The organism is Bradyrhizobium sp. LM2.9 (assembly GCF_054056555.1).
The window spans coordinates 1,680,536-1,704,761 of the sequence record NZ_JBSRYJ010000002.1 but is presented as its reverse complement, the minus strand read 5'-3'; the positions used below and the strand labels follow the sequence as shown (position 1 = coordinate 1,704,761).

28 protein-coding genes and 6 pseudogenes are annotated in these 24,226 nt (G+C 63.8%); 12 read left to right on the top strand and 22 right to left on the bottom strand.

Annotation, left to right across the window (positions count from 1 at the left end; genetic code table 11):
• Positions 1-104: 104 nt before the first annotated feature.
• The gene (locus ACVWW3_RS09540) at positions 105-1,112 is read right to left on the bottom strand and encodes an acyl-CoA desaturase (protein ID WP_456650219.1); all 1,008 of its coding nucleotides are present in this window, start codon (positions 1,110-1,112) and stop codon (positions 105-107) included.
• A gap of 204 nt (positions 1,113-1,316) precedes the next feature.
• Here ACVWW3_RS09540 and ACVWW3_RS09535 point away from each other — a divergent pair, with 204 nt between their 5' ends.
• Positions 1,317-2,111 (top strand): transglycosylase SLT domain-containing protein, encoded by a 795-nt coding sequence (locus tag ACVWW3_RS09535; protein WP_456650220.1) that lies wholly within the window; start codon positions 1,317-1,319, stop codon positions 2,109-2,111.
• 44 nt (positions 2,112-2,155) lie between these two features.
• Here ACVWW3_RS09535 and ACVWW3_RS09530 read toward each other — a convergent pair whose 3' ends face one another.
• Positions 2,156-2,437 carry a hypothetical protein gene (locus ACVWW3_RS09530; protein WP_354103559.1) on the bottom strand — a complete coding sequence of 94 codons (282 nt, stop codon included), beginning with the start codon at positions 2,435-2,437 and terminating at the stop codon, positions 2,156-2,158.
• Between the two features lie 288 nt (positions 2,438-2,725).
• Here ACVWW3_RS09530 and ACVWW3_RS09525 point away from each other — a divergent pair, with 288 nt between their 5' ends.
• The gene (locus ACVWW3_RS09525) at positions 2,726-2,983 is read left to right on the top strand and encodes a hypothetical protein (RefSeq protein ID WP_247346760.1); all 258 of its coding nucleotides are present in this window, start codon (positions 2,726-2,728) and stop codon (positions 2,981-2,983) included.
• Positions 2,984-3,156: 173 nt separating this feature from the next.
• On the opposite strand, the gene ACVWW3_RS09520 is transcribed toward ACVWW3_RS09525, so the two are convergent.
• From ACVWW3_RS09520 to ACVWW3_RS09510, 3 genes are all read right to left on the bottom strand, one after another.
• The gene (locus tag ACVWW3_RS09520; protein ID WP_456650221.1) at positions 3,157-4,242 is read right to left on the bottom strand and encodes an IS5 family transposase; all 1,086 of its coding nucleotides are present in this window, start codon (positions 4,240-4,242) and stop codon (positions 3,157-3,159) included.
• Between the two features lie 168 nt (positions 4,243-4,410).
• The gene (locus tag ACVWW3_RS09515; RefSeq protein WP_456650222.1) at positions 4,411-5,082 is read right to left on the bottom strand and encodes a cell envelope biogenesis protein TolA; all 672 of its coding nucleotides are present in this window, start codon (positions 5,080-5,082) and stop codon (positions 4,411-4,413) included.
• Between the two features lie 232 nt (positions 5,083-5,314).
• A complete protein-coding gene (locus ACVWW3_RS09510; RefSeq protein ID WP_456650223.1) occupies positions 5,315-5,851 on the bottom strand; it encodes a helix-turn-helix domain-containing protein in 537 nt (178 codons plus the stop codon).
• A 211-nt stretch (positions 5,852-6,062) separates the two neighbouring features.
• On the opposite strand from ACVWW3_RS09510, the gene ACVWW3_RS09505 reads away from it, so the two are divergent.
• The gene (locus ACVWW3_RS09505; protein ID WP_247346755.1) at positions 6,063-6,413 is read left to right on the top strand and encodes a zinc ribbon domain-containing protein YjdM; all 351 of its coding nucleotides are present in this window, start codon (positions 6,063-6,065) and stop codon (positions 6,411-6,413) included.
• A gap of 68 nt (positions 6,414-6,481) precedes the next feature.
• Here the strand turns inward: ACVWW3_RS09505 and ACVWW3_RS09500 are convergent, their stop codons facing one another.
• From ACVWW3_RS09500 to ACVWW3_RS09480, 5 genes are all read right to left on the bottom strand, one after another.
• Positions 6,482-7,402 (bottom strand): DMT family transporter, encoded by a 921-nt coding sequence (locus ACVWW3_RS09500; RefSeq protein ID WP_456650224.1) that lies wholly within the window; start codon positions 7,400-7,402, stop codon positions 6,482-6,484.
• Positions 7,403-7,474: 72 nt separating this feature from the next.
• A complete protein-coding gene (locus ACVWW3_RS09495; protein WP_456652138.1) occupies positions 7,475-7,771 on the bottom strand; it encodes a hypothetical protein in 297 nt (98 codons plus the stop codon).
• 114 nt (positions 7,772-7,885) lie between these two features.
• Positions 7,886-8,137 (bottom strand): hypothetical protein, encoded by a 252-nt coding sequence (locus ACVWW3_RS09490; RefSeq protein WP_456650225.1) that lies wholly within the window; start codon positions 8,135-8,137, stop codon positions 7,886-7,888.
• 171 nt (positions 8,138-8,308) lie between these two features.
• Positions 8,309-8,512, bottom strand: a complete 204-nt coding sequence (locus ACVWW3_RS09485) for a hypothetical protein (RefSeq protein WP_456671940.1) — start codon at positions 8,510-8,512, stop codon at positions 8,309-8,311.
• A gap of 63 nt (positions 8,513-8,575) precedes the next feature.
• On the bottom strand, positions 8,576-8,746 hold the full coding sequence (locus ACVWW3_RS09480; RefSeq protein ID WP_456650227.1) for a Flp family type IVb pilin: 171 nt from the start codon (positions 8,744-8,746) through the stop codon (positions 8,576-8,578).
• Between the two features lie 367 nt (positions 8,747-9,113).
• Here ACVWW3_RS09480 and ACVWW3_RS09475 point away from each other — a divergent pair, with 367 nt between their 5' ends.
• Entirely contained in the window at positions 9,114-10,427 is a 1,314-nt protein-coding gene (locus ACVWW3_RS09475) for a hypothetical protein (RefSeq protein WP_456650228.1), read from the top strand.
• A 12-nt stretch (positions 10,428-10,439) separates the two neighbouring features.
• On the opposite strand, the gene pdxY is transcribed toward ACVWW3_RS09475, so the two are convergent.
• The gene (gene pdxY, locus ACVWW3_RS09470; RefSeq protein WP_456650229.1) at positions 10,440-11,252 is read right to left on the bottom strand and encodes a pyridoxal kinase; all 813 of its coding nucleotides are present in this window, start codon (positions 11,250-11,252) and stop codon (positions 10,440-10,442) included.
• A 125-nt stretch (positions 11,253-11,377) separates the two neighbouring features.
• On the opposite strand from pdxY, the pseudogene ACVWW3_RS09465 reads away from it, so the two are divergent.
• Positions 11,378-11,554, top strand: a pseudogene (locus tag ACVWW3_RS09465) (TetR/AcrR family transcriptional regulator); the annotation flags it as partial.
• A 16-nt stretch (positions 11,555-11,570) separates the two neighbouring features.
• Here ACVWW3_RS09465 and ACVWW3_RS09460 read toward each other — a convergent pair.
• Positions 11,571-11,900 (bottom strand): hypothetical protein, encoded by a 330-nt coding sequence (locus ACVWW3_RS09460; RefSeq protein WP_456671939.1) that lies wholly within the window; start codon positions 11,898-11,900, stop codon positions 11,571-11,573.
• Between the two features lie 120 nt (positions 11,901-12,020).
• On the bottom strand, positions 12,021-12,227 hold the full coding sequence (locus ACVWW3_RS09455; protein WP_345946791.1) for a hypothetical protein: 207 nt from the start codon (positions 12,225-12,227) through the stop codon (positions 12,021-12,023).
• Positions 12,228-12,402: 175 nt separating this feature from the next.
• Between ACVWW3_RS09455 and ACVWW3_RS09450 the strand changes: the two genes are divergently transcribed.
• Positions 12,403-12,618 carry a DUF3551 domain-containing protein gene (locus tag ACVWW3_RS09450; protein WP_456650230.1) on the top strand — a complete coding sequence of 72 codons (216 nt, stop codon included), beginning with the start codon at positions 12,403-12,405 and terminating at the stop codon, positions 12,616-12,618.
• 19 nt (positions 12,619-12,637) lie between these two features.
• On the opposite strand, the gene ACVWW3_RS09445 is transcribed toward ACVWW3_RS09450, so the two are convergent.
• From ACVWW3_RS09445 to ACVWW3_RS09435, 3 genes and pseudogenes are all read right to left on the bottom strand, one after another.
• The gene (locus tag ACVWW3_RS09445; protein ID WP_247440514.1) at positions 12,638-12,865 is read right to left on the bottom strand and encodes a hypothetical protein; all 228 of its coding nucleotides are present in this window, start codon (positions 12,863-12,865) and stop codon (positions 12,638-12,640) included.
• 223 nt (positions 12,866-13,088) lie between these two features.
• Positions 13,089-14,060: an SH3 domain-containing protein gene (locus ACVWW3_RS09440; RefSeq protein WP_456650231.1), complete on the bottom strand. Its 972-nt coding sequence runs from the start codon at positions 14,058-14,060 to the stop codon at positions 13,089-13,091.
• A gap of 155 nt (positions 14,061-14,215) precedes the next feature.
• A pseudogene (locus ACVWW3_RS09435) lies at positions 14,216-16,140 on the bottom strand (FAD-binding monooxygenase).
• Positions 16,141-16,243: 103 nt separating this feature from the next.
• On the opposite strand from ACVWW3_RS09435, the gene ACVWW3_RS09430 reads away from it, so the two are divergent.
• Together ACVWW3_RS09430 and ACVWW3_RS09425 are read left to right on the top strand one after the other, a co-directional pair.
• Positions 16,244-16,708 (top strand): MarR family winged helix-turn-helix transcriptional regulator, encoded by a 465-nt coding sequence (locus ACVWW3_RS09430; RefSeq protein ID WP_247346721.1) that lies wholly within the window; start codon positions 16,244-16,246, stop codon positions 16,706-16,708.
• 121 nt (positions 16,709-16,829) lie between these two features.
• The gene (locus ACVWW3_RS09425) at positions 16,830-17,261 is read left to right on the top strand and encodes a COG4315 family predicted lipoprotein (protein WP_456650233.1); all 432 of its coding nucleotides are present in this window, start codon (positions 16,830-16,832) and stop codon (positions 17,259-17,261) included.
• 7 nt (positions 17,262-17,268) lie between these two features.
• On the opposite strand, the pseudogene ACVWW3_RS09420 reads toward ACVWW3_RS09425, so the two are convergent.
• Positions 17,269-17,887, bottom strand: a pseudogene (locus tag ACVWW3_RS09420) (L,D-transpeptidase).
• Between the two features lie 318 nt (positions 17,888-18,205).
• On the opposite strand from ACVWW3_RS09420, the pseudogene ACVWW3_RS09415 reads away from it, so the two are divergent.
• From ACVWW3_RS09415 to ACVWW3_RS09400, 4 genes and pseudogenes are all read left to right on the top strand, one after another.
• A pseudogene (locus ACVWW3_RS09415) lies at positions 18,206-19,232 on the top strand (hypothetical protein).
• Positions 19,233-19,611: 379 nt separating this feature from the next.
• A complete protein-coding gene (locus ACVWW3_RS09410; RefSeq protein WP_211396093.1) occupies positions 19,612-19,842 on the top strand; it encodes a DUF6894 family protein in 231 nt (76 codons plus the stop codon).
• 92 nt (positions 19,843-19,934) lie between these two features.
• Positions 19,935-20,324 (top strand): hypothetical protein, encoded by a 390-nt coding sequence (locus tag ACVWW3_RS09405; protein ID WP_247346714.1) that lies wholly within the window; start codon positions 19,935-19,937, stop codon positions 20,322-20,324.
• Between the two features lie 116 nt (positions 20,325-20,440).
• The gene (locus ACVWW3_RS09400) at positions 20,441-20,686 is read left to right on the top strand and encodes a hypothetical protein (protein WP_247440500.1); all 246 of its coding nucleotides are present in this window, start codon (positions 20,441-20,443) and stop codon (positions 20,684-20,686) included.
• Between the two features lie 13 nt (positions 20,687-20,699).
• Here ACVWW3_RS09400 and ACVWW3_RS09395 read toward each other — a convergent pair whose 3' ends face one another.
• From ACVWW3_RS09395 to ACVWW3_RS09375, 5 genes and pseudogenes are all read right to left on the bottom strand, one after another.
• Entirely contained in the window at positions 20,700-20,885 is a 186-nt protein-coding gene (locus ACVWW3_RS09395; RefSeq protein WP_247346709.1) for a hypothetical protein, read from the bottom strand.
• A 200-nt stretch (positions 20,886-21,085) separates the two neighbouring features.
• Positions 21,086-21,367, bottom strand: a complete 282-nt coding sequence (gene minE, locus ACVWW3_RS09390; RefSeq protein ID WP_247346707.1) for a cell division topological specificity factor MinE — start codon at positions 21,365-21,367, stop codon at positions 21,086-21,088.
• Positions 21,364-22,179, bottom strand: coding sequence for a septum site-determining protein MinD (gene minD / locus ACVWW3_RS09385; RefSeq protein WP_354103577.1), 816 nt, complete (start codon positions 22,177-22,179; stop codon positions 21,364-21,366). The genes minE and minD overlap by 4 nt, the downstream gene beginning before the upstream one ends.
• Before the next feature lie 21 nt (positions 22,180-22,200).
• A pseudogene (gene minC / locus ACVWW3_RS09380) lies at positions 22,201-22,900 on the bottom strand (septum site-determining protein MinC).
• A 289-nt stretch (positions 22,901-23,189) separates the two neighbouring features.
• Positions 23,190-24,207, bottom strand: a pseudogene (locus ACVWW3_RS09375) (ABC transporter substrate-binding protein).
• Positions 24,208-24,226 lie beyond the last annotated feature (19 nt).

The following is a 24,226-nucleotide window of genomic DNA, read 5'->3' as shown; positions in this document are numbered from 1 at the left end:
CACTTGCGAAACCCATCGTGCCATGACGGCTATTGATGGGTTTCGCTTCCGCCTTCGCTCTTCGAGCTACGGCGGACAAGCCGCTCTACCCATCCTTACGGGCTTCAGACCATAGCTTCCGTATCTGGGATTGAACGTTTCCCGCCGTCGGAATCTCCAGAGCGAAGCGTCCGGCTTCCGGCCGCGAAAATGTCGTGCACGAGGCCGAGCTTCCCGAGCCCGAGAATAATCAGACCGTTGATGTCGATCTCGTACCAGGCGTGCGAGAGATAGGCGTCGCGCGGAAACCGGTGATGGTTGTTGTGCAGGCCTTCACCGAAGGTAAGAATCGTGGTCACGAACTCGTTGGTCGTGCCGTCCTCGAGCGCGAAGCGGCGGTAGCCGTAGCGGCCGTCGCTGTGGCAGACCGAGTTGACCAGCGAGGTGGCCATGGTCATGAGGTAGCTGCGGAACAGACCTGAGAACAGGATGCAGCCGGTCATCGCGTGCACGCCGCCGAAGGCGTAGCCGATCGCGCCCGGAATGATCACCGCCGAGAGCGCGTACCAGTACCAGCGTGTCCTGGTGAAGAACATGGCGATCGGGTCGGCCAGAATATCCTTGGCATAGTATCCGGCGTCGGTAGTGGCCTGGTCCCACACCCAGCCGCCTTGCGCATGCATCATCCCCTTGGCGAAGGTGACATAGCGGTTGCCGTCGCCGTCATAGTAAGGGCTGTGGACGTCGCCGGGCTTGTCGGAGTGAAGATGATGCCGGCGATGATTGCTCACCCATTTCAGGATCGAGCCCTGCACCGCCATCGTGGCGATGGCCGCGAATAACGTCCGCATCACCGGACCGCAGCGGAAGCTGCGGTGGACGAAGTAGCGATGCATGAAGCCGATCCCGACCGTGGACAGCGCGAACGTGCCGGCGAAGACCGCAATCTCCACCCGGCCGATGCCTTGCCAGAAGGCCCAGACCAGCGCCGCGAGCGAACCTCCGATCATGATGACGAACGAGATGTAGGAATCGCGAAACTTGGCGTCGACCACCGGACCTTCGACAAGCACGCCCGGTGGCATTTTCCGGTCCGCGCTTTCTGCCGACACCACGCTTTCAATTACGGTCATCCCAGCCGATCCATTCACACAAAATTAACCCTACTGCGGCGCACCGTACAACCTCGGGTTACTTCCATCAAGGATTCGAGCTGCCGTAGGAGACGGAGCCGACATCTGAAAAGACGCGATCAGAAGGAAACGAAGCCGGATTTCAAGGCCTGGTGACAGCGTTAACCAGGTACACAGTCTCCGCAATGCACTCCCACGAGACCGATGCCTAGAAAAAGCAAGCGCCTCCTCCCTCGCCATCGCAAGTTCCGGCGCGGCGCGCGGTGGGCAGGAAAGACATTCGCGCGCGCACCGCGAATGGTTCGGATCGCGGGCGGCGTGGCGATGCTGCTTGCGGTCGTCGTGCTGGTGAACATCGCCTATCAAACAATGCGCAAGCCGACCGAGCTATTCGTCCTTGTCGGCAATGCCCTCGACAAGGATCCATCAGAGACCTGGCGGCAATACGGGCCGCTGTTCCGCAAGCATTCCACGGCGACGATCACGCCCGAATTGCTGGCCGCGCTGGCGCAGGTCGAGAGTTCAGGCAATCCGCTTGTGCGCACCTACTGGCGCTGGCGATGGAGTTTTAATCCCCTCGCGATTTACCGGCCCGCCTCCAGCGCCGTCGGCCTTTTCCAGATGACCGATCCCGCTTACGCCGACGCCGCGCGGTTCTGTATCCGCGGCAACGCGGTCACGGAGACTGCTTGCGGGTTCACCAGCTTCTATGTCCGCGCGATCCCGAGCCACGCCATCGAGCTGGCATCGGTGTATCTGGATCGCAATGTCGCTGAAATTCTCGCCCGCGCGGGCGATGTGAAGGCGAGCACGCGCGAGAGGCAGGATCTGGCCGCCTTCATCCATCTCTGCGGCGCAGGTCCTGCCACGGCCTACGCGCGCCGCAAGTTTCAGATGATCGCCGACGAGCGCTGCGGCGATCACCTCGTCGCGGGCTATATTGCCAAGGTCAACGCGATGAAGCGGCAGTTTCTGCGGCTTGCGGTGGATGATCTGTAGGGCGGGTAGCTAGCCAAATTCCATTCCGCGTCCGTCGTTGGCCTTCACCACCAATAGGGCCATCGCCATCCCTCATAGCGGACCCACGACGACACCAAAGGCGGGCCGTAGGGATCGACCCTGTCGTCTTCAGGACGATAGCGATACCGCGGAACGATATTGTAATCCCACGGCGTCGGCCTAAGCACGGGCGCCGTGACGATGAGCCTCTGCTGCGGTTCACGAATGATCTGGGCTTTCCGCGCCCTGGCTTCGGCACCTGATATCCCAAGGTTACACAGCACCAGGGCCATTCCGAGAGCACACGCGGCGGTCATTGTTTTCATACGATGGGCCTCCTACCCAAAGAGTGCAAAAGGACGCAAAGCAACGCAAGCCCAATTTGATCCAGACTTGCTTGAATGACCGCTGATGGCCCCGGCGCCCTGTCGGAATGATGGGTTCGTGAAACGCGAAACCCATCTTGCAAGCCACAGGCTGATGCCGGCTTGCCGGCGACAACGAAGCGCGCAACTCAATCGACCGGTCCCGCGTTCCCCAGGGTTGCAGTCGGCAATTCAACACGCTAGACGTTTGGCCATTAAAGCAAGTCGATTCGAAACTCCGGGGGATATATGAACAAGCTGATGACGGCTTTCGTCGTGATGTTTTTGTCGCTGGGCATCTCTATGGCCAAGGCTGCCCCCCTTTACGAGTGTGGCGGCGACGCTGCCTGCCAAGCCAAGCGCGATCGTATGTCCCATGATACTTATGCGCGCAACATCAACCGGTGCCTGGCAGCAGCCGGCGCCACGATGGAGCAGTGGCGCGCCCATGCCGTGCCGCGCGCGCAGGCAGACAAGGTTCGCGCCTGCCTTCAGGCGCACGGCTGACTCGCCAATCGACCTCTGCATCGAAGCCGGCCATCACCCAGGCCCTGCTCTAGCAGTCTGCTGAAAAACCTTGGAATGGAGGATTTTCATTTTCCGCCGGTCGTTTTTGGAGCGGCGCGGTAGAGTTGGATGTAATTTCGAGCTTGTTGTTGAGTGTGCCCGGCGCGGGGTGGCTATGCGGCGAGCAGTTTGGGAATTCGGATCAGGTTATAGGCGATCAGATTAAGCAGGAAGTCGGCGGCGACGCGAGCGATGCCCCGATGTTTGGTCTTGCGCATGGTGCCATGCTGCTTGCCCCATCCGAAAATGCACTCGACCATCGCCCGGCGCGATTGCGACATGCCGTATCCCGGATGCCGCGTGGTTCGTTCGTCGATCGCGCTGTTACGGTTGTTGCCGGTTTTGGTGATGGCCTGGTTCTGTGTCACATGCGGCGTCACGCCGATGGCGCGAAGATTGGCGACATGATCGGCCGTATCGTACGCCTTGTCCTCACCAGCCGTGATGCGGCGACCTGCGGCTTTGCGTCTCGCCTTCAGCATGACCTCCGCAGCCCGGCGTTCGGCGGTGCCATTGGCATGCGTGACCCTGCCGGCCACCGCCAGCCCATGCCGGTTCTCCATGGTGGCGTGGCCCATATAGCAAAGCTTGGCCTCCCGTCCGGCCGCCTTGCGATAAAGCCTGCTGTCCGGGTCACTGGTGCTCGCATGGGTGTCGTTCTTGCGTTTCTGGCCATGGAAGTTGGCGCCGTCATCATCGTCGCCGCTGCCGTCCTTGGGGCGAAAACTCTTCTGCGAAGCCCAGGCTTCGATCAGCGTTCCGTCCACCGAAAAATGCTCGTCCGACAATAGCGGCTTGACCTGAGAATGGTTCAGAAGCCTGGTCATGAACTTCGTGAACACATCGCCGTTCTGCAGCCGCTCCCGGTTCTTGGTAAAGGTGGTCGGGTCCCAGACCGGATCGTCCGGCGACAGTCCCACGAACCAGCGATATAAAAGATTGTAGTCCAGTTGCTCCATCAGCTGGCGTTCCGAGCGGATGCCGTAGAACACCTGCAGCAGCAAGGCGCTCAGCAATTGCTCCGGAGGGATCGAAGGACGTCCCTCGCTGGCGTATAGCTTTCCAAGGCTGCGGTTCAAATCATTCAAAACATCCCGGACAAGTTCCCGGACCTTCCGCAGCGGATGGTTCGCTGGCACGCGCTTATCCGGCGCGATGTACGAAAACAGGCCGCCCTGATCCGTAAACCTGCCGCGCATGATCGTCTCCGCCGATTCGAGATGATAAAGTGAATCATCAAGTCCCCTCCCTGGCGAGGGGTTTTTCAGCAGACTGCTAGGAATGCGTGAATGTCTCGGGGTCTTCGTGACGCTACCACGCGCCATGATCGGACATGTCGCTCCTCCTTGAATCGCTCCCGGCGGCCCCTATTCCCGCGCGCGCCGCACCGCCTCCGCCAGCTTCATCCTCTGCTTGTCCCAGCGCGTCGCCTCCGCCTCGGCGCGTTCATCGAGCGCGACGCGCTCGGCTTCGATCGCCTCCGTCCGCGTGTCGTGCTCCCGCCTCGCCTTGTCCAGCGCCGCCTGCGCGCTCGCGACCGCCTTGTCCCGGCGCGCGCGCTGCTTGGCGCGGGCGGCCTCTTCCTTCCGGCGCTCGGCTTCTCGCCGCCGCTCTTCCTGCTCGAACGCGGCGGCGGCCTTGCGGGCTTGTTGATCGTCGATCTTGCGGGATGATTTCCCTGTAGCCTTGGCCGCAGGCTTTTTCGGCTTGGCTTTGGACTTCGCTTTGGACTTGGCTTTGGGTTTGGGCCTGGCCTCGTCGTCAGCGAGATCGGTCGGCAGCTTGGCCTGCTCGGTGAACGGGCCGTCCGATCCGACCGGGCGCCTGAGCACGACACCGGGGCTTGCCATGGTCGCGGCGACGATGTCGGGGTCGTCGGTCTCCTTCGCGGCGCCCTGATGGAAGAGATTGGATTTGGCGCCCCAGGCGTCCAGTGCCGCCTTCATCGATGGCGCGGCGACCGCCTGGTCGTAGAAGCCGAGCGAGGTCTGGTAGGTCTTCAGTTTTCTTGTTGGTTTTGTTTTCAGTTCTTTTGGCATGTCGCCCCGCGGCCTTGCGACGCATCAGCTTCAGCCGTCGTACCGGCGCCACGATGCCATAACTGCCCCTGTTTTGCCCGACAAGTCAAATTCGATTCGGTATCGCCGAAGTCAACTCGGACGATGTGCAGCCCACCATCAACAATTTTTCGGATTTGCAAAACATTGAAATCCTTACGGATTTCTACTGTGCATGGGGTTGTTTTCGACGTTTTTGTTGGACGGGTGCCGACTACGCCGCGTCGACGTCCTCAGGCGCCGGCCCCGCAACGAGCCTGTCGAGACCGACCATCAAGAGATCCGCAATATGCATCAGCTGATACAGCGGAATGTCCGCCTCGCCCTGCTCGGCCAGTGACACGAAGGCGGATGTGGCGCCGATCAGCTCGGCGAGTTGGGCTTCGGTGTAGCCGCGGGTCTCGCGCGCGGCTCTGACGCGCGCACCGATCCCGAGCCTGTGCCGGGACTGCTCGTCCGCGGTCATCATGACGGCCTGCTCGTCCGTGCTCGCATAGCCGTCGGCGAACGCGCTGCCGATCAATCTGCCTTTGCGCCAGGCGACCCGGCAGTCCTTGCGCAGGCCGCTGCTGAAGACCAGCGTGAACTGCTCGGCGACCCAGAGCGAGGCGTTGAGGCCCAGGCGGGCGCCTGTGCCGGAGACGTCGCGGATTGTGCAAGGCGCGCTGATGATCTTGCCGGTGCCGTTGTCGAACTCGACAATGCCGGTCCGCAACGTGTGATGTCTGACGGCGGCACGATGCTCGCTCATGACGGGACGTTCCTCCTGGACGCTCCTCCCGCGGCGACGTCGAACGGACGCCGCCGGTAAGCCCGGACCTCAATACCGCAGACTTTTTCCTGAACTCCTAAGTTTCCCCGGGTTCGACCGGGACTGGAAGCCATGGTAAAGGATTCGCTCCCAATCCATCTTTTCCGGCGGAAGGCGTGCGGCGCGCCCGTGACGGGCGACGAGGCGAATGATGACCGACACGATGAAATGCCCGACCTGCAATTCCGAGCACGCCTACCAGGATCGTGGTCTCTGGGTCTGCCCGGAATGCGGCCATGAATGGAGCGGCACGGCGGAAGCGGCCGCCGACGCCGCGCAGGATTCCGGCGTGCGCGATGCCAACGGCAATGTGCTCGCCGACGGCGACAGCGTCATCGTGATCAAGGACCTCAAGATCAAGGGCTCCTCCTCCGTCGTCAAAGGCGGCACCAAGGTCCGCAACATCCGCCTGCAGGAGGCCAGCGACGGCCACGACATCGCCTGCAAGATCGACGGCATCGGCGCGATGAATCTGAAATCGGAGTTCGTGAGGAAGGCGTAGCAAGGCGATGCGTTCGCCCTGAACTTTTCGGGCGGTCGGCCGTTCTCTGAAACCCGCGTTTCTGCGATCTATCGCTGCCGCTGCGCCAGATAAAAACCGCACAGCACCGTCACCAGGCCCGCGGCCTGCAACATCGTCGGCTGCTCGCCGAGCAGAAGCCAGCCGGTGAGCAGCGTCAGAGCCGGCACGCAGGCCGGGATCACGGAGGCGCGGGCGACGCCGAGGCGTTGGACCGAAACAGCGTAAAGATAGAGCGCGGCGGGGCCGGCAAGCACGCCCTGCGCCAGCGCCTGGATGGCGTTCTCGGTGACACCGATCGCTGCGACCCGGGCGAGCCCGCCGGTCATGAGGTAGATCGGCAAGAGCAGCAAGGACAGCACGTTGATGACGAGCGCGGCCGACACCGCGGAGACACGCCAGTGGCGCAGCAGCGCACCAAAACCCGCGAACATCAGTCCGGTCAGCACAAAGGTCAGATCACCCAGCACGCCGTCGGCGCCGATATGGCCGATCGATTCCGCGCCGATCACGCCGAGGCCGCCGACGATGACGAAGGCGCCGACAAGGCGCGATGCAGAGATATGTTCCTTCAGGAACAACGCCGCGAGCAGCAGGCCGCCGAGTGTCGCGCAGGAGGGCTGGATCACGCTGCCATGGCCGAGCGGCACGAACAGAAAACCAGTGTAGGAGATCAGCGACATCACGGGGCCGCCGAGCACCATCAGCACAAGGCCCCTGCCCCAGCCGATGCCACAGAGATCGCCGACGCCTGCGCGCATCACCAGCGGCAGAAACGCGATGCCCGACCAGACATAGCGATGCACCAGCAGATCGACCGGCGTAAAGCCGACCTTGAGGCCATGCCGCGTGCCGGCAAAGCCAAGCGCCCAGAACAGCGCCGCGGCGAGGCCGCAGACGACGCCAAGCAGCGCCGGCGCCGCATCGTTTTTGTGAGTGAGAGCGTCAGCGCCGCTCGTCCGCTGATCCATGCGGCAAGCCTTAGGTCAGCGCGTGATGAGGCTCAACCCACGCGGTTGCAGGGCTGGCACGTCGCTTACGCGCTAGAAAAACCCGGGGCTGAGATCGAGCCCATATGTCAGGCTCAGAACGAACACGAACAGCGCGGCAGCTGCGAACAACGCGATATGCCTGAGGATAAACGCGCGCGGCGAGGCGCTTGCAATAACGGCTTTCTGTGCAACGGGCATGACGGCTCCATTATGAAAATGATTCTTGGCCGCGCAATAAGCGACGCCCGCATCAAGCGCCCCGATCTGCAAAGCAACTATTAAAGAGATCACACTCGCTTTGAACCGCCGTACACAACCGGCACGTGACGGCGTTTTTTCTCGCCGCAACTTTCTCAATCCGCGCACCCGCCGCGATAAAAAAAGACCGCGCTCCCGAAAGGGAACGCGGTCGACGCAGGCTCGCGTGGAGACGAGCCTGCTTCAGGTCGGGGTGAATTCAGATCAGCGCGCGCTGCCCGTCGTGACGTCAGCGGTCTTGACCTTGCGCGGCGTGAGCACGCGGGCCTGGTGGACCGAAGCGACGGTGGTCGGCGCAGTTGCCTGCTCGACATGCGCGGCACCGAGCACGCGCACCTGCATCGGGGAGACCGGGAAACCGTTGGCCTCGTAGGTCGGCAGCTCGGCGGCGAAAGCCGCGGTGCTGCCCGCGATCGTCAGGATGGCGGCGGCGATCGACAGAGTCTTCTTGTTCATTGGTGATGCTCCTGATGGAAGGTTCGGAGCACATCTAAGCGCACTTTGCTGCAATGCGACATACGTTGGTGCATTGCAACAACGCGTCCGACGCATGGCAATATATTTAATGCGCGCAAGGCTTTGGCCGAATCACCGCCGGCTGCGGCATGACACTTTTATGAGCATTGGTCAGCCGCCGAGCACATTGCCCCAGCCGTCGAAGACGTAGACCTTCCAGGTCACGGTTCCGTCCCCGCCCGGTCGGCTGGCGCGCCGGTAATCGTCGGCCTGCTCAGCGGTCCAGGTGATGATCGTATCGGAGAGCAGGTCATGCAGGATGGCGGGCTCGGCGGGGTCGAAGGCGTCCATGGGACGAAGCGAGGAATGCGTCATGAGCGCATAACGCGCTAGCCGGCCCAAGGTTGCTCCGAAGCGTCGGGCGCCGCACCACGCAGCTTATTTCAACGCCGTCGCCAGCGATTGCAGCTTTGCGACGAGGTTGGTGCCGAGCGCGTAGATGATCTCGATGATCGCGAGCACGATGCCGGCTGCGATCAGGCCGTATTCGATCGCGGTGGCGCCGGATTCATCGGCGGCGAATTCGGCCCATTTGCATCTCAATTTCACACGCGTGTCCTTCCCAACTCTACCGGGAATCGCCGGCGCGGGAGACTTACACAACCACAATCCAAGATTGAGTAAACTCGACCGCCTCAAATTGACGACAATGAATGCTGCATTTGCAGGCCTTTTTGGCCGTGGCGCCCTTGGAACCGCAATGGAACCCGCGTTGCCCCTGCGCAACACCTGTCCGAAAAGCCCGCTTTCGCCGAATTGCGCCATTGCGCCGCCACACCGTCCTCCGAACAATTGACGCGCGGCCTGCCTTTTCGTGCAAGACTGCATGATCACAAGACTGCATGATCAAGAGTGTCGGCATCACGACTGTTCGGAGAAGACGAGGTTCAAACAGAACCGTTTGGAGGCAGGGATCATGGATGATCGGCGGTCTCTTCTGGTGGCGGTATCCTGCCCCTCGGCGGTTCTCGCCGGCTGGTTGGCGCTCTCTCTGTCCGCCTATGCCCCTGCCCTCATCGAGAACAGCGGCGCCAATGCTTCTGCCGTCTCGCGCGCGAAAGATCTCGGCCGGTTCGACCTCGCCGACATCCCGCACGCTGCGACCATCGAGGACGGCGTCGCCCTGACCGCCAATATCGCGGCCGCGGTCGCCGCGACTCCGAGCCTGGTAACCGCTGAAGCAGCAACGCCCGAAGCGCCTGCTCCCGCCATCAAGCTCGCCTCGGCCGACCCAGTGCTGATCTTGCCGACCGAGCCGCCGCCCGCACCGCAGATTTCGCCTGAACCGACGCCCGTCGTCAGCGAGGCACCGCCGGCGCAAGAGCCCGCGATAGAACTCGCATCCGCCGATCCCTCCGAGATCGTGACGACGGACGCGCTGTCGCCCGCGACGATCACGACCGGTCCTGCGCCGGCAGCGAGCAAGGCCTCGCCGTCCGCGGACACCGCCGCCGTGCTCGACGAATGCTTCGTCATGGAAGCCTGCATCGACCGCTATCTCTGGGTGCTCTACCAGCGCACGCCCAAGGAAGATTCGATCAAGGTCGAGGATCGCCGCGCCGTCACCGTCAAGCGCAAGGGCAAGACGATCACAGTAATGCGTAGCTTCACGAAACTGGTCGACGAGGACTTTGGCTGGAAGGATCCGAAGGCGGCCGACCACGCCGGCATGTCGATGATGGACTACGTCATCGGCGGCATGGACAAGAGTTTTAAGCAAAAGCTGTTCCGGACGCTGCTCGCGGCTGAGGCCGCCGGCCTCTCGCCGGGCATCACCAGCGCGTTCCGCGACAACTATCGCCAGTCGATCGCGAGCGGCTTGAAGGCCGCCTCCGACCGCTCCTATCACGGCGGCAGCACGCGCGGCGGCTACGGCCACGGCATGGCGGCCGACATCGTCAGCACCAAGGGCGACAACCGCGCGCAGCGCTGGGTTTCGACCGAGGTGCTGTGGAAATGGGTCGACGCCAACGGCAAGGCGCTCGGCATCGGCCGGCCCTATCTCGGCCGCGATCCGCCGCATGTCGGCCCGATCGACGGTCCGGAATACGTCTCGCGCCGGGGAACGTCGGACCGCAAGGAAGCCGCCAACGTCAAGCCGAGGAAAGCGCGGGCTGTCGCCAGCGCAAAGCGGTCCAAGGCACAGGCGAAGTCGCAGGCGACGCGCGAGCAGAAGGTCCCGGCAAAGCCGCAGAAGTCCGCGCAATCGGCCGCGAAGCGCGCGACGTAAATCCGCGAAGGCTTACCGTCCCGGCGTCGGCAGTGGCACGAGCCGCATCTCGGCGGTGCCGGCTTCCTGCGTGCGCACCAGCACCGCAAAGATGGTCTCGACCGCGAGCCGCACCGCCGCCTCGGTTGCCCTGCCCCTGGCCAGATGCGCCGCGATCAGGCCGGTGAGGAGATCGCCCGTGCCATACGGCCGGATCGGCAGGCGCGGTGTCGCCAAGCGCGACAACTGACCGTCGGCGCACAGAATCGTTTCCACCTGCCCTTCCGGCGTGTCGGTGAGCGTGCAGCCGGTGGCGACCACGTCGATGCGGCCGGTCCCGGCGAGCGTCGCGCAAGCCGCGCGCAGGCCCTGCGCATCCGCGATGGTGAGCCCGGAGAGAAGCTCGAGCTCAAACTGGTTCGGCGTGGTCAAATCCGCAGCCGGCAGCAGCCGGTGGCGGACCACGTCCAAAATGCCGTCGGCAACATAGACGCGGCCGTCATCGCCGATCACGGGATCGCAGAGATAGACGAGCTTTGAATTGCGGGTCAGCGCCCGCTCGACGAAAGCGGCAATGACAGCGGCATTGCCGGGCGAGCCGAGATAGCCGGTGACGAGCACCGCGGCCTCGTCGACGAGATCGCGTTCCTCGAGGCCCTTCAGGAGATCTGCAACGAGCTCGGTCTCCAGCACCCGCCCGCGCAGGCTCGGATAACGCGGATGGTTCGACAGCAGCGTCGTCGGCACCGCCGCGACGTTCACCCCCTCCGCCTGCATGGCATAGGCGGCCGCGCTGTTGCCGACATGACCGTGGACCACCTGGCTTTGAATGGAGATGACGAGCATGGAGGAGGTCCGTAGGATCAAACGCTGGGTGTGGCAAGTGTAGCCCGCCGCGCCAGCCTCGCAAGCGCAGAGCAAGTCGGCCATGGCATCGGCATAGACCGCGATCTTCGCCTCGCTCTGCGCTTCTTCCGGCGCGGCTGAAGCGCCACCGTGCGACCGACGGCACGCCCGAACTCCACGTCGTCCGCCTCGCCGCCGACGGCGCCTGGCTGTCCTATGTTACGACGGGACAAACGCGCATGAGCGCCGACCTCCGCGCCGTCCACGCAGGGCTGCTCGCGCAGACCTATCGGCGCGCGTAGCCGAACCGGACCACGCCTATTGGCTTTGCGACGGCTTGGAAGGACGCGGCGCGGATCGCTTTGCACCCGGTTTGGCCGCGGCTCGCGGCGGCGGCGCGTCGACCGATTCCAGATACGCCGCGAGCGCCTTGGCTGTGTCCGAACTGGTTGCGTAATGGTCTTTCAGGAACCAGGACAGCGTCAGGCTGAAGCGCCCCTTGGCAAGGCCGCGCGGGCTGCGATGGCAGGTCGCGCAACCATCGGCGAAGAGCTTTTCCGGCGACTTGCCGGCATCGAGATTTTGCGCGGCGGCAACTGTCGCCGTCAGGACGGCGGCGGCGGCAAGAGTTATCAGGGGCACGATCACGTCGCGCCCCGGTCGAAATAGTGAAATCAATGTCGTCCCCTGGAGCGCTTTCGAGCGAAGTGGATATACCGGTTCGCGCAAAGAAAACGCGTCAAAAGAAGAAGCAGCCCCGTGTTGCGGTCAGGCCGCCAATAGCTGATCGAATTCGGGCGGCGCGTAGGCCTTGCCGTCCTGGTCGGTGATGACCACCTTCCATCCCTCGCTCGCCCAAACCTTTGCCTTCGCCACGATGAGCAACCGGCTTTCGCGGGCATAACTGCACTTCTCGTTGTCGCGTTCTGCGATCATCTTATAGGCCAATGCGCATCCCCTAGCGTTGCCCTGCACCCGTTCTCCTCGTGGCAGCGGGCTTTGTCGGCAATTCGCCGGGAGCGTGGCAATTTGATGCCATCCACGGCAGCTTTGTGCTTCGGTTCCGGCCGAACGAGGGAGGTCGATCGCGCACCATATCAGGAACACGATTCTGCTTGCCGCGGGCTTGCTTGGAGCGGGCTTGCCCGGCGTGGCGCCGACAGCCGCGCAGACCTACTATCCGCGCCATCCCGTCTGCATCGAGATCTACACCATCGACGGCCGCAGCATCGATTGCGGTTTTGCGACGATCGCGCAGTGCGCCGCGACCGCTTCCGGGCAATCCGCCCAGTGCTACGCCAATCCTTATGCCGCGCAAAGCCGGCAGCTGAGCCCGGTTCCGTCGCCGCCGCGACGAATCCGATAGCATCAGGTCTGCGCTTCGATCAGTGGACGCGGATGATGTGGGGACGGCCGAGATCGATCAGCCCCTGTACCGCGGAAAGGCGGTCGTCGAGGGCTGCGATGGTGAGCAGCAGATTGTTTCGGCGTTCGTCGAGAAGGCCCATCTCGGCGCCGGATAGTTTGATGCTGGACCGCTCCTTGTGAATCCCGTCGAGGGATTGGCGCAGTCCGGCAATCAGTTCGGACAGCTGCTTGGCCTCCTTGGTCATCGATCGCTTCGCGACATTTTGGCGGCGCGTCTCCGCCTGGCTCTGTCTCATCGTTCATCCTCCCGTGCCCCGCTGCCCCGAGTGGAATGCTTACAGCTTTGGGTAGACATATTACGATCGATGAAATCTGCCCGCGAAGAACTTTCTTAAATTAGACGCGCCGGGAACCGGTTCGGACCGAGCAGAAAGCCCGGCGCGAGGGCCGGGCTTTCGTTGGGCTGATTTAATGCTTTTGGTGGCCGCCACCGGGACCGCCGGCCGGCGCACCGCCGCCACGCGGTGCGGCGTTCATGTGAGGAGCGCCGCCGCCGCCATGCGGCATCGCGGGCACAGCCGCGCGCTGCGCCGGCATTTGGGCATGAGCATTCATCGGCGAGCCGTGGCTGACGTTGGGCTGGGCAACATGCGGCATCGCACGGCGGCTTGCGGGCGCGGCTGATACACGCGGCGTCTCATGCGGGCGCGCCATCGGCTGCGCACGCACGGCCGCGCGGCTCGCAGCCTGCTCGTGCATGATGCGGGCCTGCGCATCGCGCGGATTGCGGCTCTGCAGATTGGTCCGCTCATGCGCGATGCGCTCGCTTCGTCCAGCACGGCTCCGGTCCGTCGTAACCGCAGTCTCGTGCCTGGCGATGGCGGCGTCGTGCCGTGAGGTCACGGCATCACGACCGGAGACCGCAGCCGCACCCCTAACATTCGCACCGTTGCGCCCGAGTGCGATCGCCGCATCGCGCGTTGCCGCGCGGCCGATGCGAGCCGCGCGCGGATCGATCGTCATCCGCGTCGCCACGCGCTGATGCGAGGTCCAGTAGCTATTCCAGTGGGCATGCCGCCGATACCAGGGCCGCCCTTGATAATAGCTCGACCAATACGAGGTCAGCACGAATGGGACAACGGGCACGTCGATCTCGTCGACATAGTCGGGGAGATAGACGTAGTGATTGCGGTAGAGATATTCGAGATATTGCGACGACACCCAGCCACGGTCATCCGAGAAGCTCACGTCGCACCAAGCGTTGCCGCGCAGGCAACCATGGATGTTGACGCGGGCGCCCTCCGGAATGCGATCGACCAGGGGAAAGCCCGAACCCGGCCCGGCGCGCAGGCCAGTCGAGACGGTGACCATGCCCGGTGCGGCCAGTGCGGCCGTCGGGGCGAGCAGCAATGCGGCTAACAACACACTTCGGAATCTCATGGCGTAGTCCTCCTCGTTCGAGTCGGAACGCGCAAGCAGAACGGGCGTTCCGCGTACGATGGTCTCATTCGTCGAAAGATCGAGACGGATACCGCGCGCGGTTCAATATTCATTCGCCGTTCATCGAGACACCGCGCAAGCGCCGTGGCGGCCCGTCAATTCACTTGCAGCATGAAGACGTCGAAGTACGCAGCAAGCGCCGCAAAAAATCCTCGAGCGGCAGCACGGTCGCGACGTATTGATCCGGCCGCACCACGACCATGCAGCCGGCCTTGCGATCGATGCCGCGCATGGTGAAAACGTCTTGACCATTCTTGAGATCCGGACAGAACATCTTCTCGTAGTCGATCAAGCCGTAGCGGCCTTTGCGCGGGAGCAGCAGTGCGGGCATCGCCTCGACGGCGAGCTCGCGATGATCCTGCTGGAACACCGCCCGCAGGTCGATCACACTGTCGATGTCGGCGCCGACAGGCGTATGGCGCCTGACCGGTGACTCCCGCGGCTCGGAGAGGAGATTGCACAAGGCGCGAATGGCCGAGCCCTCGGCCGCCGGATCTTCCGCAGGCGAAAACGCGTAGATGCGGAAGCGGCCATCCGCCTGCGCAGCGTGACCGAGATGGACCGGCTTGGCGTCCGCAAGCCGGATCACCGGCGCGGAATGGAAGCGCGTGCCGATGACAAGGCCTTGCGCGAGATGCTGGTGGGATGTCGCTCCGGTCAGAACCGACGGCCGGTAATGCGTCGCGGTGCCCGCGGTGTAGCGGCCATGCTTCACAAAATAGGCCTGCGTCCTGGCGGCATCGGCGCCGCCGGTCCTGGCGGCGGACGCAAGAATGCCCGCCCATTCGCGGTCGAAATCGATCAGCTCTTTCGCAACCGCCTGGCGCTCGGCCGAATAGGAATGCAGCAGGCTTGGCGCAGACTGCTTCCGCAAAACGGCTGCGAGCTTCCAGCCGAGATTGAAGGCGTCCTGCATCGAGACGTTCATGCCCTGCCCCGCCTTCGGGCTGTGGGTATGGCAGGCATCGCCGGCGATGAAGATGCGCGGCAGACGCGAGTTGATCTCGGCCTCCGGCACGTCGTCGAACTTGTCGGTCAGGCGCTGGCCGATCTCGTAGACCGACCACCACGCGATCTCCTTCACCTCAAGTGTATGCGGCTTCAATATCCGCTGCGCCTTGGCGATCACGTCATCGGCGGTGATGTTGCGATTGGCGACGCGCTCGCCGGTGTCGAGCTTGGCGAGCTCGACATAGAGGCGGACCATGTAGCCGCCTTCGCGCGGGATGATCAGCAGGCTGCCGTCCTTCGCCGACTGGATCAAGGCTTTGAAGCGGATGTCCGGAAAATCGGTCACCGCCAGCACGTCCATCACGCCCCAGGCATGATTGGCGGAATCGCCGTGCAGCTCGCGGCCGATCGATTTGCGCGCCGTGCTGCGCGCGCCGTCACAGCCGACGACGTAGCGCGCCTTGATCGTCTCGACCTTGCCCTCGTTCCCCGCATCGACCCGTTCGAGCCGCACGGTCACGGCATGGTCGGCGGGACCCGCGGCCGGATTGACCTCGAGATCGAGCAGGCGTCGGCTGTAATGCGGCTCGAGCTTGGCCGGCGCTTTGCGCATGACGTCAAGAAAGCCGTCATGGATCCGCGCCTGGTTGAGGATGACGTGCGGGAATTCCGACAGCCCGTCTTCGACGTCCTGCACCCGGCCGCTGCGGACGATGTTTTCCGGAATCCGTTCGTCCGGCTTCCAGAACGTCGTCTCGTTGACCCAGCAAGCTTCCTTCAGAACGCGCTCGCTGAAGCCGAAGGCGTGGAACATCTCCATGGTGCGGCAGGCGATGCCGTCGGCCTGCCCGACCAGCAGGCGCCCCGGCTTCTGCTCGACGATGCAGGTCTTGATGTCAGGGAATTGCGCAAGCTGGGCGGCGAGCGTCAGGCCCGCAGGGCCACAGCCGACGATGAGGACATCCACTTCGTCAGGCACGGCCCCCGCTGCGCCGGAAGCCTGAATGCGTTCTGCGGGATCGGCGATTTCAGGGTCGCCCGGTTGAAATCCATTGAGATGGAATTGCATGAGCACCTCTCCGCGAAACGTTCTGTTTGGATATTGATCAGTATGCTGACTATCAGTATACTTGTCAACGACCCCAACCGTCCCCGCCTCAACGGAGAATCCGGTGAAAGACAACAGCGACATGCCCGGACATCTGGCGCGCCGGTTCCAGCAGATCGCGGTGGCGGTGTTTCTGGCCGAGGTCGGGGATGCGGGCTTCGACCTCACGCCGGTGCAATACGCCGCGCTCGCGACCATCAAGGCCAATCCGGGGCTCGACCAGGTAACGCTGGCAGGCCTGATCGCCTACGACCGCACCACCATCACCGGCGTGATCGACCGCCTCGTGCTGAAGGGGCTCGCGGAGCGCCGGGCCTCGAGCCGAGACCGCCGTGCCCGCGAGCTCGAGATCACCGACGAAGGCCGCCGCACGCTGCGCAAGATCACGCCGGCCGTCGAATCCGCGCAACGCATCATGCTGCGCGGGCTCAGCGCGAAGGAAGGTGAGGAGCTGATGCGGCTGTTGCACAAGGTCATCGCTGCCGGCAACGAGCTCAGCCGCGCCCCGTTGCGCGAGGTGCAGGCCTAGGCCCCGTATTTTTGCCCGTATTTGTCGCAGACCCGCGAAACCTGGAACTAACGTTCGGCTGCTACTGTCGGCACCGTTCTGCGCTTAATGCGCGATTAACTTTGCCGTTCGGGAGTTTTGGATGTCCAGGTTCATCATAGTCGCGGCGGCCGTCGCGCTCTCGACCGTCCCTGCACTCGCAAACGGCCATGGCGGTGGTGACCCTGCCCCGCCGAAGGTCGAGGCTGCGGTCGCGCCAGCCAAAGTCGTCCTGACCAAAAAGGGTCCCAAGCTCGTCGATCTCAGGGGAATGACGCTCTATTACTACGAACGCGACACCACCGGGAAGACGTCGAACTGCAACAGCAAGTGCATCGAGAGCTGGATCCCGCTAGCTGCAACGGCCGACGCCAGGGCCGTTGGCGACTTCACCGTGATCAATCGCGACGACGGCAGCAAGATGTGGGCCTACCGCTATCGCCCGCTCTACACCTCGCCCGCCGACAAGGCGCCGGGCGATACCAACGGCAATGCCACGACGCTGCAATGGCGCGTTGCCCAACCCGCGGAGTAGGGCGACCTCACCCGCGCCAGCTGGGCCTCGCCTCGACTTGCGCGCTCTGTCCGGGCGGTAACACCACGACCGTTGAATTGAGCTTCACCCGGTCATAGAGATCGATCACGTCCTCGTTGCGCATCCGGATGCATCCGGACGAGATCGCCTGCCCGATATATTCCGGCTGGTTGGTGCCGTGGATGCGGTAGAGCGTGTCCTTGTTGCCGGCATAGAGATAGATGCCCCGTGCGCCCAGCGGATTGGCGGGACCGCCAGTGACGCGCGCTGGATAGGGTCCGAGCCGCGCCTGGATGTCCGCTGTTGGAACCCAGTCCGGCCATTCCGCCAACCGGCCGACCCGCGCCACGCCGGAGAACGCCATGGCTTCCTCACCGACCGCGACGCCATAACGCATCGCCTTGCCGTCGGGCAGCACGAAATAGAGGTAGCGCGCATTGGTATCGACCAGGATCGTACCTGGCTGCTCCTTGCGTGGATAATCGACGATATGCCGGAGATATTGCGTCGGGCACGTTAGCCTGCGCGTAAGGCGCATGCGCCAGCAACTGCCGGTCGCGCGGCGTCATGCTCGCATCCGTTGATGGCGAAAGTGTCGCCTGCATGCAACCGCCAAGCGGAAGCATGGCAACGACGAATAGAACGAATAAAGATTTTGGCACCGCTGGCCCCCGATAGCGATAGCAGCACCCCAGCGGTACCAGATACTGCCCAAATCGTGCTGAAAACAAGGCAATGCGGAACACGTGCGCGTGTTTGACCGAGCGGGTTCCATCACCACAAACGGTGGAAGAGCGTCGCACAGTCTCCATCCCCTCGCCTTGCTTTGGTCAAATCCGGCTGGACTCGTGCGCATCGTGCTTGGCTCGTCAGATTTGGATGGGCTCACCTCAACGGATCGGCTCGCGCCAATGCGGACGACGAAGGCATCAAAAGGAGCTGCGATGCTCGCGACGCTGAACTCTCGGCAAATCGTCGATGAGATCGTGAAGGATACGGTCACGAACCAATGACCCGCACGACGCCGTGCAGATTTCGCCCGAGATGGTGCTGGCCTCTCGCGCCATCGGCGTTGCGCCCGCGTTCGCGCCTGAGATCACGACCCGTCCGGAGCCCAAAATAGATCCGGCGTTCACGCCAAAGTCCAAAGTTGGTCCGGAGCCGAGGTTCAGTCCTGTCGCGGAGCCGCAGGCGGCGGTGCCTTCGGTCGACACCGCCGTGCGCATCGCGGCCAGTGATGGTCGCGGCCGGCAGAAGCGATCCTCCGCCGGCAAATGGCTGCGCGGCGCGTTCGTCACGTTGCTGTTCGCGGGCGGCAGCGCGGCCGCCACTGTCGCCTGGGAGAATCATGGCGACACCGCAAGACAGTTGCTGGCCGAATGGACGCCGGCATTGGCGTCGCTGCTGCCTTCGACGTCGCAGACGGCACCGGTCGCCGCCGCGCAGGCCGCGCCACCTGCGGAGCAGGCCCCAACGGAGCAGGCCGCAACGGATCAAGCCGCAGCGGATCAAGCGACCGATCAATCCGTGGCGCCGCCTCCAACTCAGGTTGCAGCAGCCGTGCCCACGGCAACACAGTCCGATCCTGTGCAATCGGTGCAATCGATGACGCGCGATCTCGCCGCGATGGCGCAGCAGATCGAGCAGCTCAAGGTCAACATCGCCGAGTTGAAGGCCGGACAGGAGCAGATGGCGCGCGAGATGGCGAAGCCGCCCGCGCCAAAGCCGATGGCCGATGCAAGGCCGCCCGTCGATCCGCGCGCGCGCGTGTCCGCGCGGCCTCCGGCGCCGCCGGTTCGCAAGCCGAAGCCGGCCGTGTCGCAGACTTACATGCCGGCTTATTCGCCTGCGCCGCTCGCACCGCCGCCTTCGCAGGCGGCCGCGGTCCCACCGCCAGCTGCGCCCATAACGACGCAAGCCGTTGCCGACGACGATGGACCTGTCGTGCGTCCGCCAATGCCGCTGCGCTGAACGATCGTCACGCGACGATGCAGAGTGTTGCGACTAAGGACGCTGTCCGAGTCGATATGATGCGTTGAGTCCGGGCAACTACGGGAAGCGACGCTTCGCGCGTTTCGCATCAAGAGAAAAGGCCGTCGGGATCTATGCCGGCGGCCTTCTCTTGCAGCTGCCGGTTCCCGGAGCCCGGTTCTGCTGCAATTCCATGCCTCATGATCGCGCCGACATATTTAATAAAATCTTAACGCACTTGAATGTTGCACATCATTTCTGCGCCATAAGCACAGAGATTGCGCGCGCCGTTCATTCGATAAACATCGACTCAGTGGTACCATCGGTCACGTGTTGAAACGTCCACCCGAAGCTCAATTCGTCATACCGGGGAATTCGGATGCCTTACTATTCCTTCGATCTCGTGGTTGGTGAAGAGTTCAAGAACCAGGGCGGAATCATCCTCGAAGACATCGAGGGTGCTTCCGACCGCGCCGACCAACTGGCCACCGAACTTTCGCAGGTGAAGCCGGAGTTGCAACGCAAGGGTTGCGCTGTGCGCGTCACCGACCGCGATCACAACGAGGTCTACCGCACACCGCTCGATCCCGTGCCGGCCTGGCAACGCTAGCTCGCCGGCCGACCTCGCGGCCGCGCGCTATCCCCATTGCGGAGCGGCGCTCCAGCCGCTAGCCTTCCCAAAAATGCGGGGAGGTACCAAGGATGCGCACTGGTTTTCTGATGACGGCCCTGTTGCTGCTGGCGGCGCCGGCCCAAGCGGCCGACCATCCACGTTCGACTTATGTCACGTTGGTCTTGCAGGCCTTCGCCGCCAAGGTCGAATGTCCGGGCACGGATGTCGTCTACCAGGACCTGGTGCAGAAGGCGGAGCAGATGCAGCTGCCCGATGGCACCACCGAGAAGGTGCGCAAGGCGATCGCCTGGATGCACACCGGTGGCAAGATGGGCGAGAAGCAGGACGACGATTTGATGGCCGAGGTCGCGGTGGCCACCCAGGCGACCGATCTCAACCAGCGCCGCCTTGGCATGCCCAGCTGGTGCGAAGCCCAAAAGACCAACCTCGCCGGCCTGATCCGCAGCAAGGGCGGCTAGCAAGGCGGTTCCTCACCGCGTTAAGCACGCGACGGCGAAGGCGCTGTCGCGGCTAATAATTGTCACAATTCCTGCCAGCATGCAGGACCTCTTCGACCTCGAACAGGAGCCCCCTCATGCGGAACATCCATGTCGCTTTCGCCGGAGCGTTTGTCCTCGCCACGGTGCTGACTGCGCCGGTGCTGGCGAAGAACTCCGACGCCCAGAAGGGCGAGGACAAGTCCGCATCCCCATCCTGCAGCGCCTATCAGCAGGCGCCAGACGGCTCGTGGGAACCGCTGCCCTGCAAGGAGACAGGCGAGCGCAGCCAGCCGCAGACCCAGAATCGCACGCCGCAGGGCGCCGACCGCGGGGAGCGTTGAGCGCGCGGGAGTGTCAGCTCTGGTGCGGACCGCGCATGATCTTCATCGCGTCGGCGATGTGACGCCACTCTTTGGCGTCATCGGCCTCGCCGCGGCCCTCGCAAGCCTGGGCCTGCTCGGCGGCCTTCGCAATCGCCGCGAAACCATGCTGTTCCAGCATCTGGCGCGCGACGGTATGGACCTGGACCTCGGTCATCATGGGCGCTCTCCCGTTTGACGAAACCGCGGTGCATCGCTCCTGCTGTTCCGCGGGTCGTTGACAACGATTTCGCCGCAAGTCCCGTTCCGCCAGGTGCCGATCACATCGGCCGGACTAACACAAATGACAAAGGCGGCCCGCTATGCCCAGCGGACCGCCCTATCACCCACCCCAAACTTGAAGGGCCTTCGGCCGCGTCCCTATGCGACCGCCACCCGCTTGCGCTCGAAGTCGTTGGGCACTTCGATATCGACCTCCAGGGTCGACACCTCGTCGCCGCGATCGAGCCGGACGATGACCTTGGTCGGATCCAGCGTGACGTGCCTGGAGACGACGGCGAGAATTTCCTCACGCAGCACACCGAGCAGATCGGGCTGGCCGCGCAGTCCGCGCTCATGGGCAAGCAGGATCTGCAGCCGTTCGCGAGCGACGGGTGCCGAAGCCTTTTTGCCGCGGAGAAGCCGAAGCAGACCCATGCTCATGCAGCCCTCCGTCGCAGCAGACGATCCATGAAGCCCTTGCGCTCGGTCGGCACCTGCATCGGCACGGTGTCGCCGCACAGTCGCCGCGCCGCGTCGATATAGGCCCGCGCGGGTGCGCCGTCCGCGTTCGACAACGTCACCGGTGTACCAACGTTGGAGGCCTTCAACACGTCCTGGCTCTCGGGGATAATGCCGAGCAAGGGGGTCGCGAGGATTTCGAGGATGTCCTCGATGGTCAGCATCTCTCCGCGCGCGGCGCGCGAGGGATCGTAGCGCGTGATCAGGATGTGCTTCTCGACGCGCTCGCCCTTCTCGGCCCGTACCGTCTTGGAATCGAGCATACCGATGATGCGGTCGGAATCGCGCACCGAGGAGACTTCCGGATTGGTGACGATCACGGCTTCGTCGGCAAAGCGCATCGCCATGGAGGCGCCGCGCTCGATGCCGGCCGGGCTGTCGCAGATCACCCAGTCGAAGCGGCCGCGCAAATCGTCGATGACCTTGCCCACGCCCTCCTCCGTCAGCGCGTCCTTGTCGCGGGTTTGCGAGGCCGGCAGCAGCCAGAGGTTTTCGAGCCGCTTGTCCCGGATCAGCGCCTGCGGCAGCTTGGCCACGCCCTGCACCACGTTGATGAGGTCAAACACGACCCGGCGCTCGGCGCCCATCACAAGGTCGAGGTTGCGCAAGCCGACGTCGAAGTCGACGACGACGACCTTCTCGCCGCGTTGCGCCAGCGCAGCCCCCAGCGCGGCGGTCGTCGTCGTCTTGCCGACACCCCCCTTGCCTGATGTCACGACCAGTACTTTACTCATCTGAAATATCTCCTTTGCTGGTCAGTTCAGTGCCGTAATTCGCATGGTGTTGCCCTGCAGCCAGGCCTGGGCCGGCTTGCCGCGCAGGGCGGCGTCGATATCGTCGGCGGTCTGATAAAACCCATCGATTGCAAGCAGTTCGGCCTCGATCTTCTGGCAGTAGATGCGCGCGCTGGTGTGACCGTTCACGCCCGCCATGGCGCGGCCGCGCAGCGCGCCGTAGATATGGATGGAGCCGCCGGCGACGACTTCGGCGCCGGAGCCGACCGAGCCCAGAATGGTGACGTCGCCTTCGGGGAAGATCACGGTCTGGCCGGAGCGCACGGGGGTCTCCAGCAGCAGCGAGGTCGGCTTCGTCTCGACCTTGGTCTCAGGCTTCTTGGGCGCGCTCGGCTCGACCACGCAGCTCCGCCCGCCCGACAGCAGCGGCGGCATCGTCGGCGTCAACCGCGCCTCCTCCACACCCTCGATGCCGAGCACGCGGATGTTGCGGTCCTGCAGGCTGGTGAGCAGATGGCCGATGCCGGACTGGCTGAGATCGACCGAGGACAGGTCGATCACCACGGGCCTACCGGCAAAAAAGCCCGGGCGAGCGCGCGATGGTGGTGTCGATTTCCTGCAGCCAGTCCTGGATCGGAACCGTCGGCACGAACACGAAAGCCACATAGGAGCGCCCGCGCAGGCGCACCATTTGGCGTTGAGGTTTTACTGCAGCCTCCATATCGGCCGACTCGTTCCCAGTTATTGAATGGTTAACGATGCGGCCGATATGGTTAATGGCTGGTTAATTTCTCCGTGGGGTTACGTGGAGGCGGCCGGTATTCGCGCCTCGTGTCCCGGACGCGCTGCAACGCGCAAGCGTTGCTGCGCAGAGCCGGGATCCAGGCCATACGGCCTGCTCCCGGCGAGTGGGCCCCGGACGCAGCGCACCGCCGAAGAGGCGCTGCGCTGCGTCCGGGGCACGAGATCAGAATGCGGCGCACGCCCCCTTCGCGATGACGGGACGCCCCCTACTTCTTCACCTTGCTCGCATCCATCTTGATGGCGGGATCCAGCATCTTGGTCGTGAACGCCGTGGTCACGTCGAACGGCTTCTCCATGCCGAGATAGGTCTGGACCAGCTCGTAGTCCTTCTTCATCCGCTCGCCGTCGATCCAGCCGAGCGACTTCGTCGTCGTGAATTCGTCCGTCATCAAGAACTTGATGCGCTCCCACTGGCGCTCCTGGTTCTCCTTGTCGAGACCGGAGACCTGGTCGAGCAGCGCCTTCAGGCAGGGCGCGGCGTCGGCGACGCAAGTCGCAAAGGCCTTTTGCGTGACGCGCACGAAATCCTCGACCAGCTTCGGGTTCTTCTGCAGGTAGCCGCCGTTGACGATCAGCGAATTTCCGTAAGGGTTGAGCCCGATGTCCTTCCAGTTGACATAGCCGAGATCGGGCCCGAACTCGATCACCTTCAAATCGTGCTCGTTGTAGAAGTCGCTGATGATATCGACGGTGTGGCTCTTGAGCGCCGCGATCTTTGCGGTCGGCCCGATATTGACGAAGCTGGCCGAGTCGGGCGCGAGCCCTGCGGCCTTCGCAAAGGCCGGCCCACATCACCCGCGAAGCATCACCGGGCGGATTGCCTATCTTGTGGCCGGCAAAATCCTTCACCCCGTTCACGCCGTAGCTCTTCAGCCAGTAGAAGGTCTGGCCGGTGTTGGCGTAGACGCTCATCACGGCAACAGTGTCGGCACCCTTGCTCTTGGCTACCAGCATGGTGGCGAGATCGGCGACGCCGAAGGGCGAGCCGCCGGAGCCGACCTTGGCGGCGGAGACGCCGGAGCCCTTGCCGACCTCGATGGTCAGGTCGATGCCCGACTTCTCGTACCAGCCTTGCGCCTTGGCGTAATAATAGGGCGAGTGATCGGCCGTCGGCGTCCAGTTCAGGATCAGATTGACCGCCTCGCCCGCGGTCGCCGGCACCACCGGTGAACCGAGCATCAGGGCCAAAGCCAGGGCCGAGCCCGCCGCCTGCAAACGCTTCATCGCATCTCTCCTCGTTGCC

Bases quoted from the DNA above. Each gene is read 5' to 3' on its own strand.
- ACVWW3_RS09540 (WP_456650219.1), bottom strand. From the start codon at position 1,112: ATGACCGTAATTGAAAGCGTGGTGTCGGCAGAAAGCGCGGACCGGAAA.
- ACVWW3_RS09535 (WP_456650220.1), top strand. From the start codon at position 1,317: ATGCCTAGAAAAAGCAAGCGCCTCCTCCCTCGCCATCGCAAGTTCCGG.
- ACVWW3_RS09530 (WP_354103559.1), bottom strand. From the start codon at position 2,437: ATGAAAACAATGACCGCCGCGTGTGCTCTCGGAATGGCCCTGGTGCTG.
- ACVWW3_RS09525 (WP_247346760.1), top strand. From the start codon at position 2,726: ATGAACAAGCTGATGACGGCTTTCGTCGTGATGTTTTTGTCGCTGGGC.
- ACVWW3_RS09520 (WP_456650221.1), bottom strand. From the start codon at position 4,242: ATGCGCGGCAGGTTTACGGATCAGGGCGGCCTGTTTTCGTACATCGCG.
- ACVWW3_RS09515 (WP_456650222.1), bottom strand. From the start codon at position 5,082: ATGCCAAAAGAACTGAAAACAAAACCAACAAGAAAACTGAAGACCTAC.
- ACVWW3_RS09510 (WP_456650223.1), bottom strand. From the start codon at position 5,851: ATGAGCGAGCATCGTGCCGCCGTCAGACATCACACGTTGCGGACCGGC.
- ACVWW3_RS09505 (WP_247346755.1), top strand. From the start codon at position 6,063: ATGACCGACACGATGAAATGCCCGACCTGCAATTCCGAGCACGCCTAC.
- ACVWW3_RS09500 (WP_456650224.1), bottom strand. From the start codon at position 7,402: ATGGATCAGCGGACGAGCGGCGCTGACGCTCTCACTCACAAAAACGAT.
- ACVWW3_RS09490 (WP_456650225.1), bottom strand. From the start codon at position 8,137: ATGAACAAGAAGACTCTGTCGATCGCCGCCGCCATCCTGACGATCGCG.
- ACVWW3_RS09485 (WP_456671940.1), bottom strand. From the start codon at position 8,512: ATGACGCATTCCTCGCTTCGTCCCATGGACGCCTTCGACCCCGCCGAG.
- ACVWW3_RS09475 (WP_456650228.1), top strand. From the start codon at position 9,114: ATGGATGATCGGCGGTCTCTTCTGGTGGCGGTATCCTGCCCCTCGGCG.
- pdxY (WP_456650229.1), bottom strand. From the start codon at position 11,252: ATGCTCGTCATCTCCATTCAAAGCCAGGTGGTCCACGGTCATGTCGGC.
- ACVWW3_RS09445 (WP_247440514.1), bottom strand. From the start codon at position 12,865: ATGACCAAGGAGGCCAAGCAGCTGTCCGAACTGATTGCCGGACTGCGC.
- ACVWW3_RS09440 (WP_456650231.1), bottom strand. From the start codon at position 14,060: ATGAGATTCCGAAGTGTGTTGTTAGCCGCATTGCTGCTCGCCCCGACG.
- ACVWW3_RS09425 (WP_456650233.1), top strand. From the start codon at position 16,830: ATGTCCAGGTTCATCATAGTCGCGGCGGCCGTCGCGCTCTCGACCGTC.
- ACVWW3_RS09410 (WP_211396093.1), top strand. From the start codon at position 19,612: ATGCCTTACTATTCCTTCGATCTCGTGGTTGGTGAAGAGTTCAAGAAC.
- ACVWW3_RS09405 (WP_247346714.1), top strand. From the start codon at position 19,935: ATGCGCACTGGTTTTCTGATGACGGCCCTGTTGCTGCTGGCGGCGCCG.
- ACVWW3_RS09400 (WP_247440500.1), top strand. From the start codon at position 20,441: ATGCGGAACATCCATGTCGCTTTCGCCGGAGCGTTTGTCCTCGCCACG.
- ACVWW3_RS09395 (WP_247346709.1), bottom strand. From the start codon at position 20,885: ATGATGACCGAGGTCCAGGTCCATACCGTCGCGCGCCAGATGCTGGAA.
- minE (WP_247346707.1), bottom strand. From the start codon at position 21,367: ATGAGCATGGGTCTGCTTCGGCTTCTCCGCGGCAAAAAGGCTTCGGCA.
- minD (WP_354103577.1), bottom strand. From the start codon at position 22,179: ATGAGTAAAGTACTGGTCGTGACATCAGGCAAGGGGGGTGTCGGCAAG.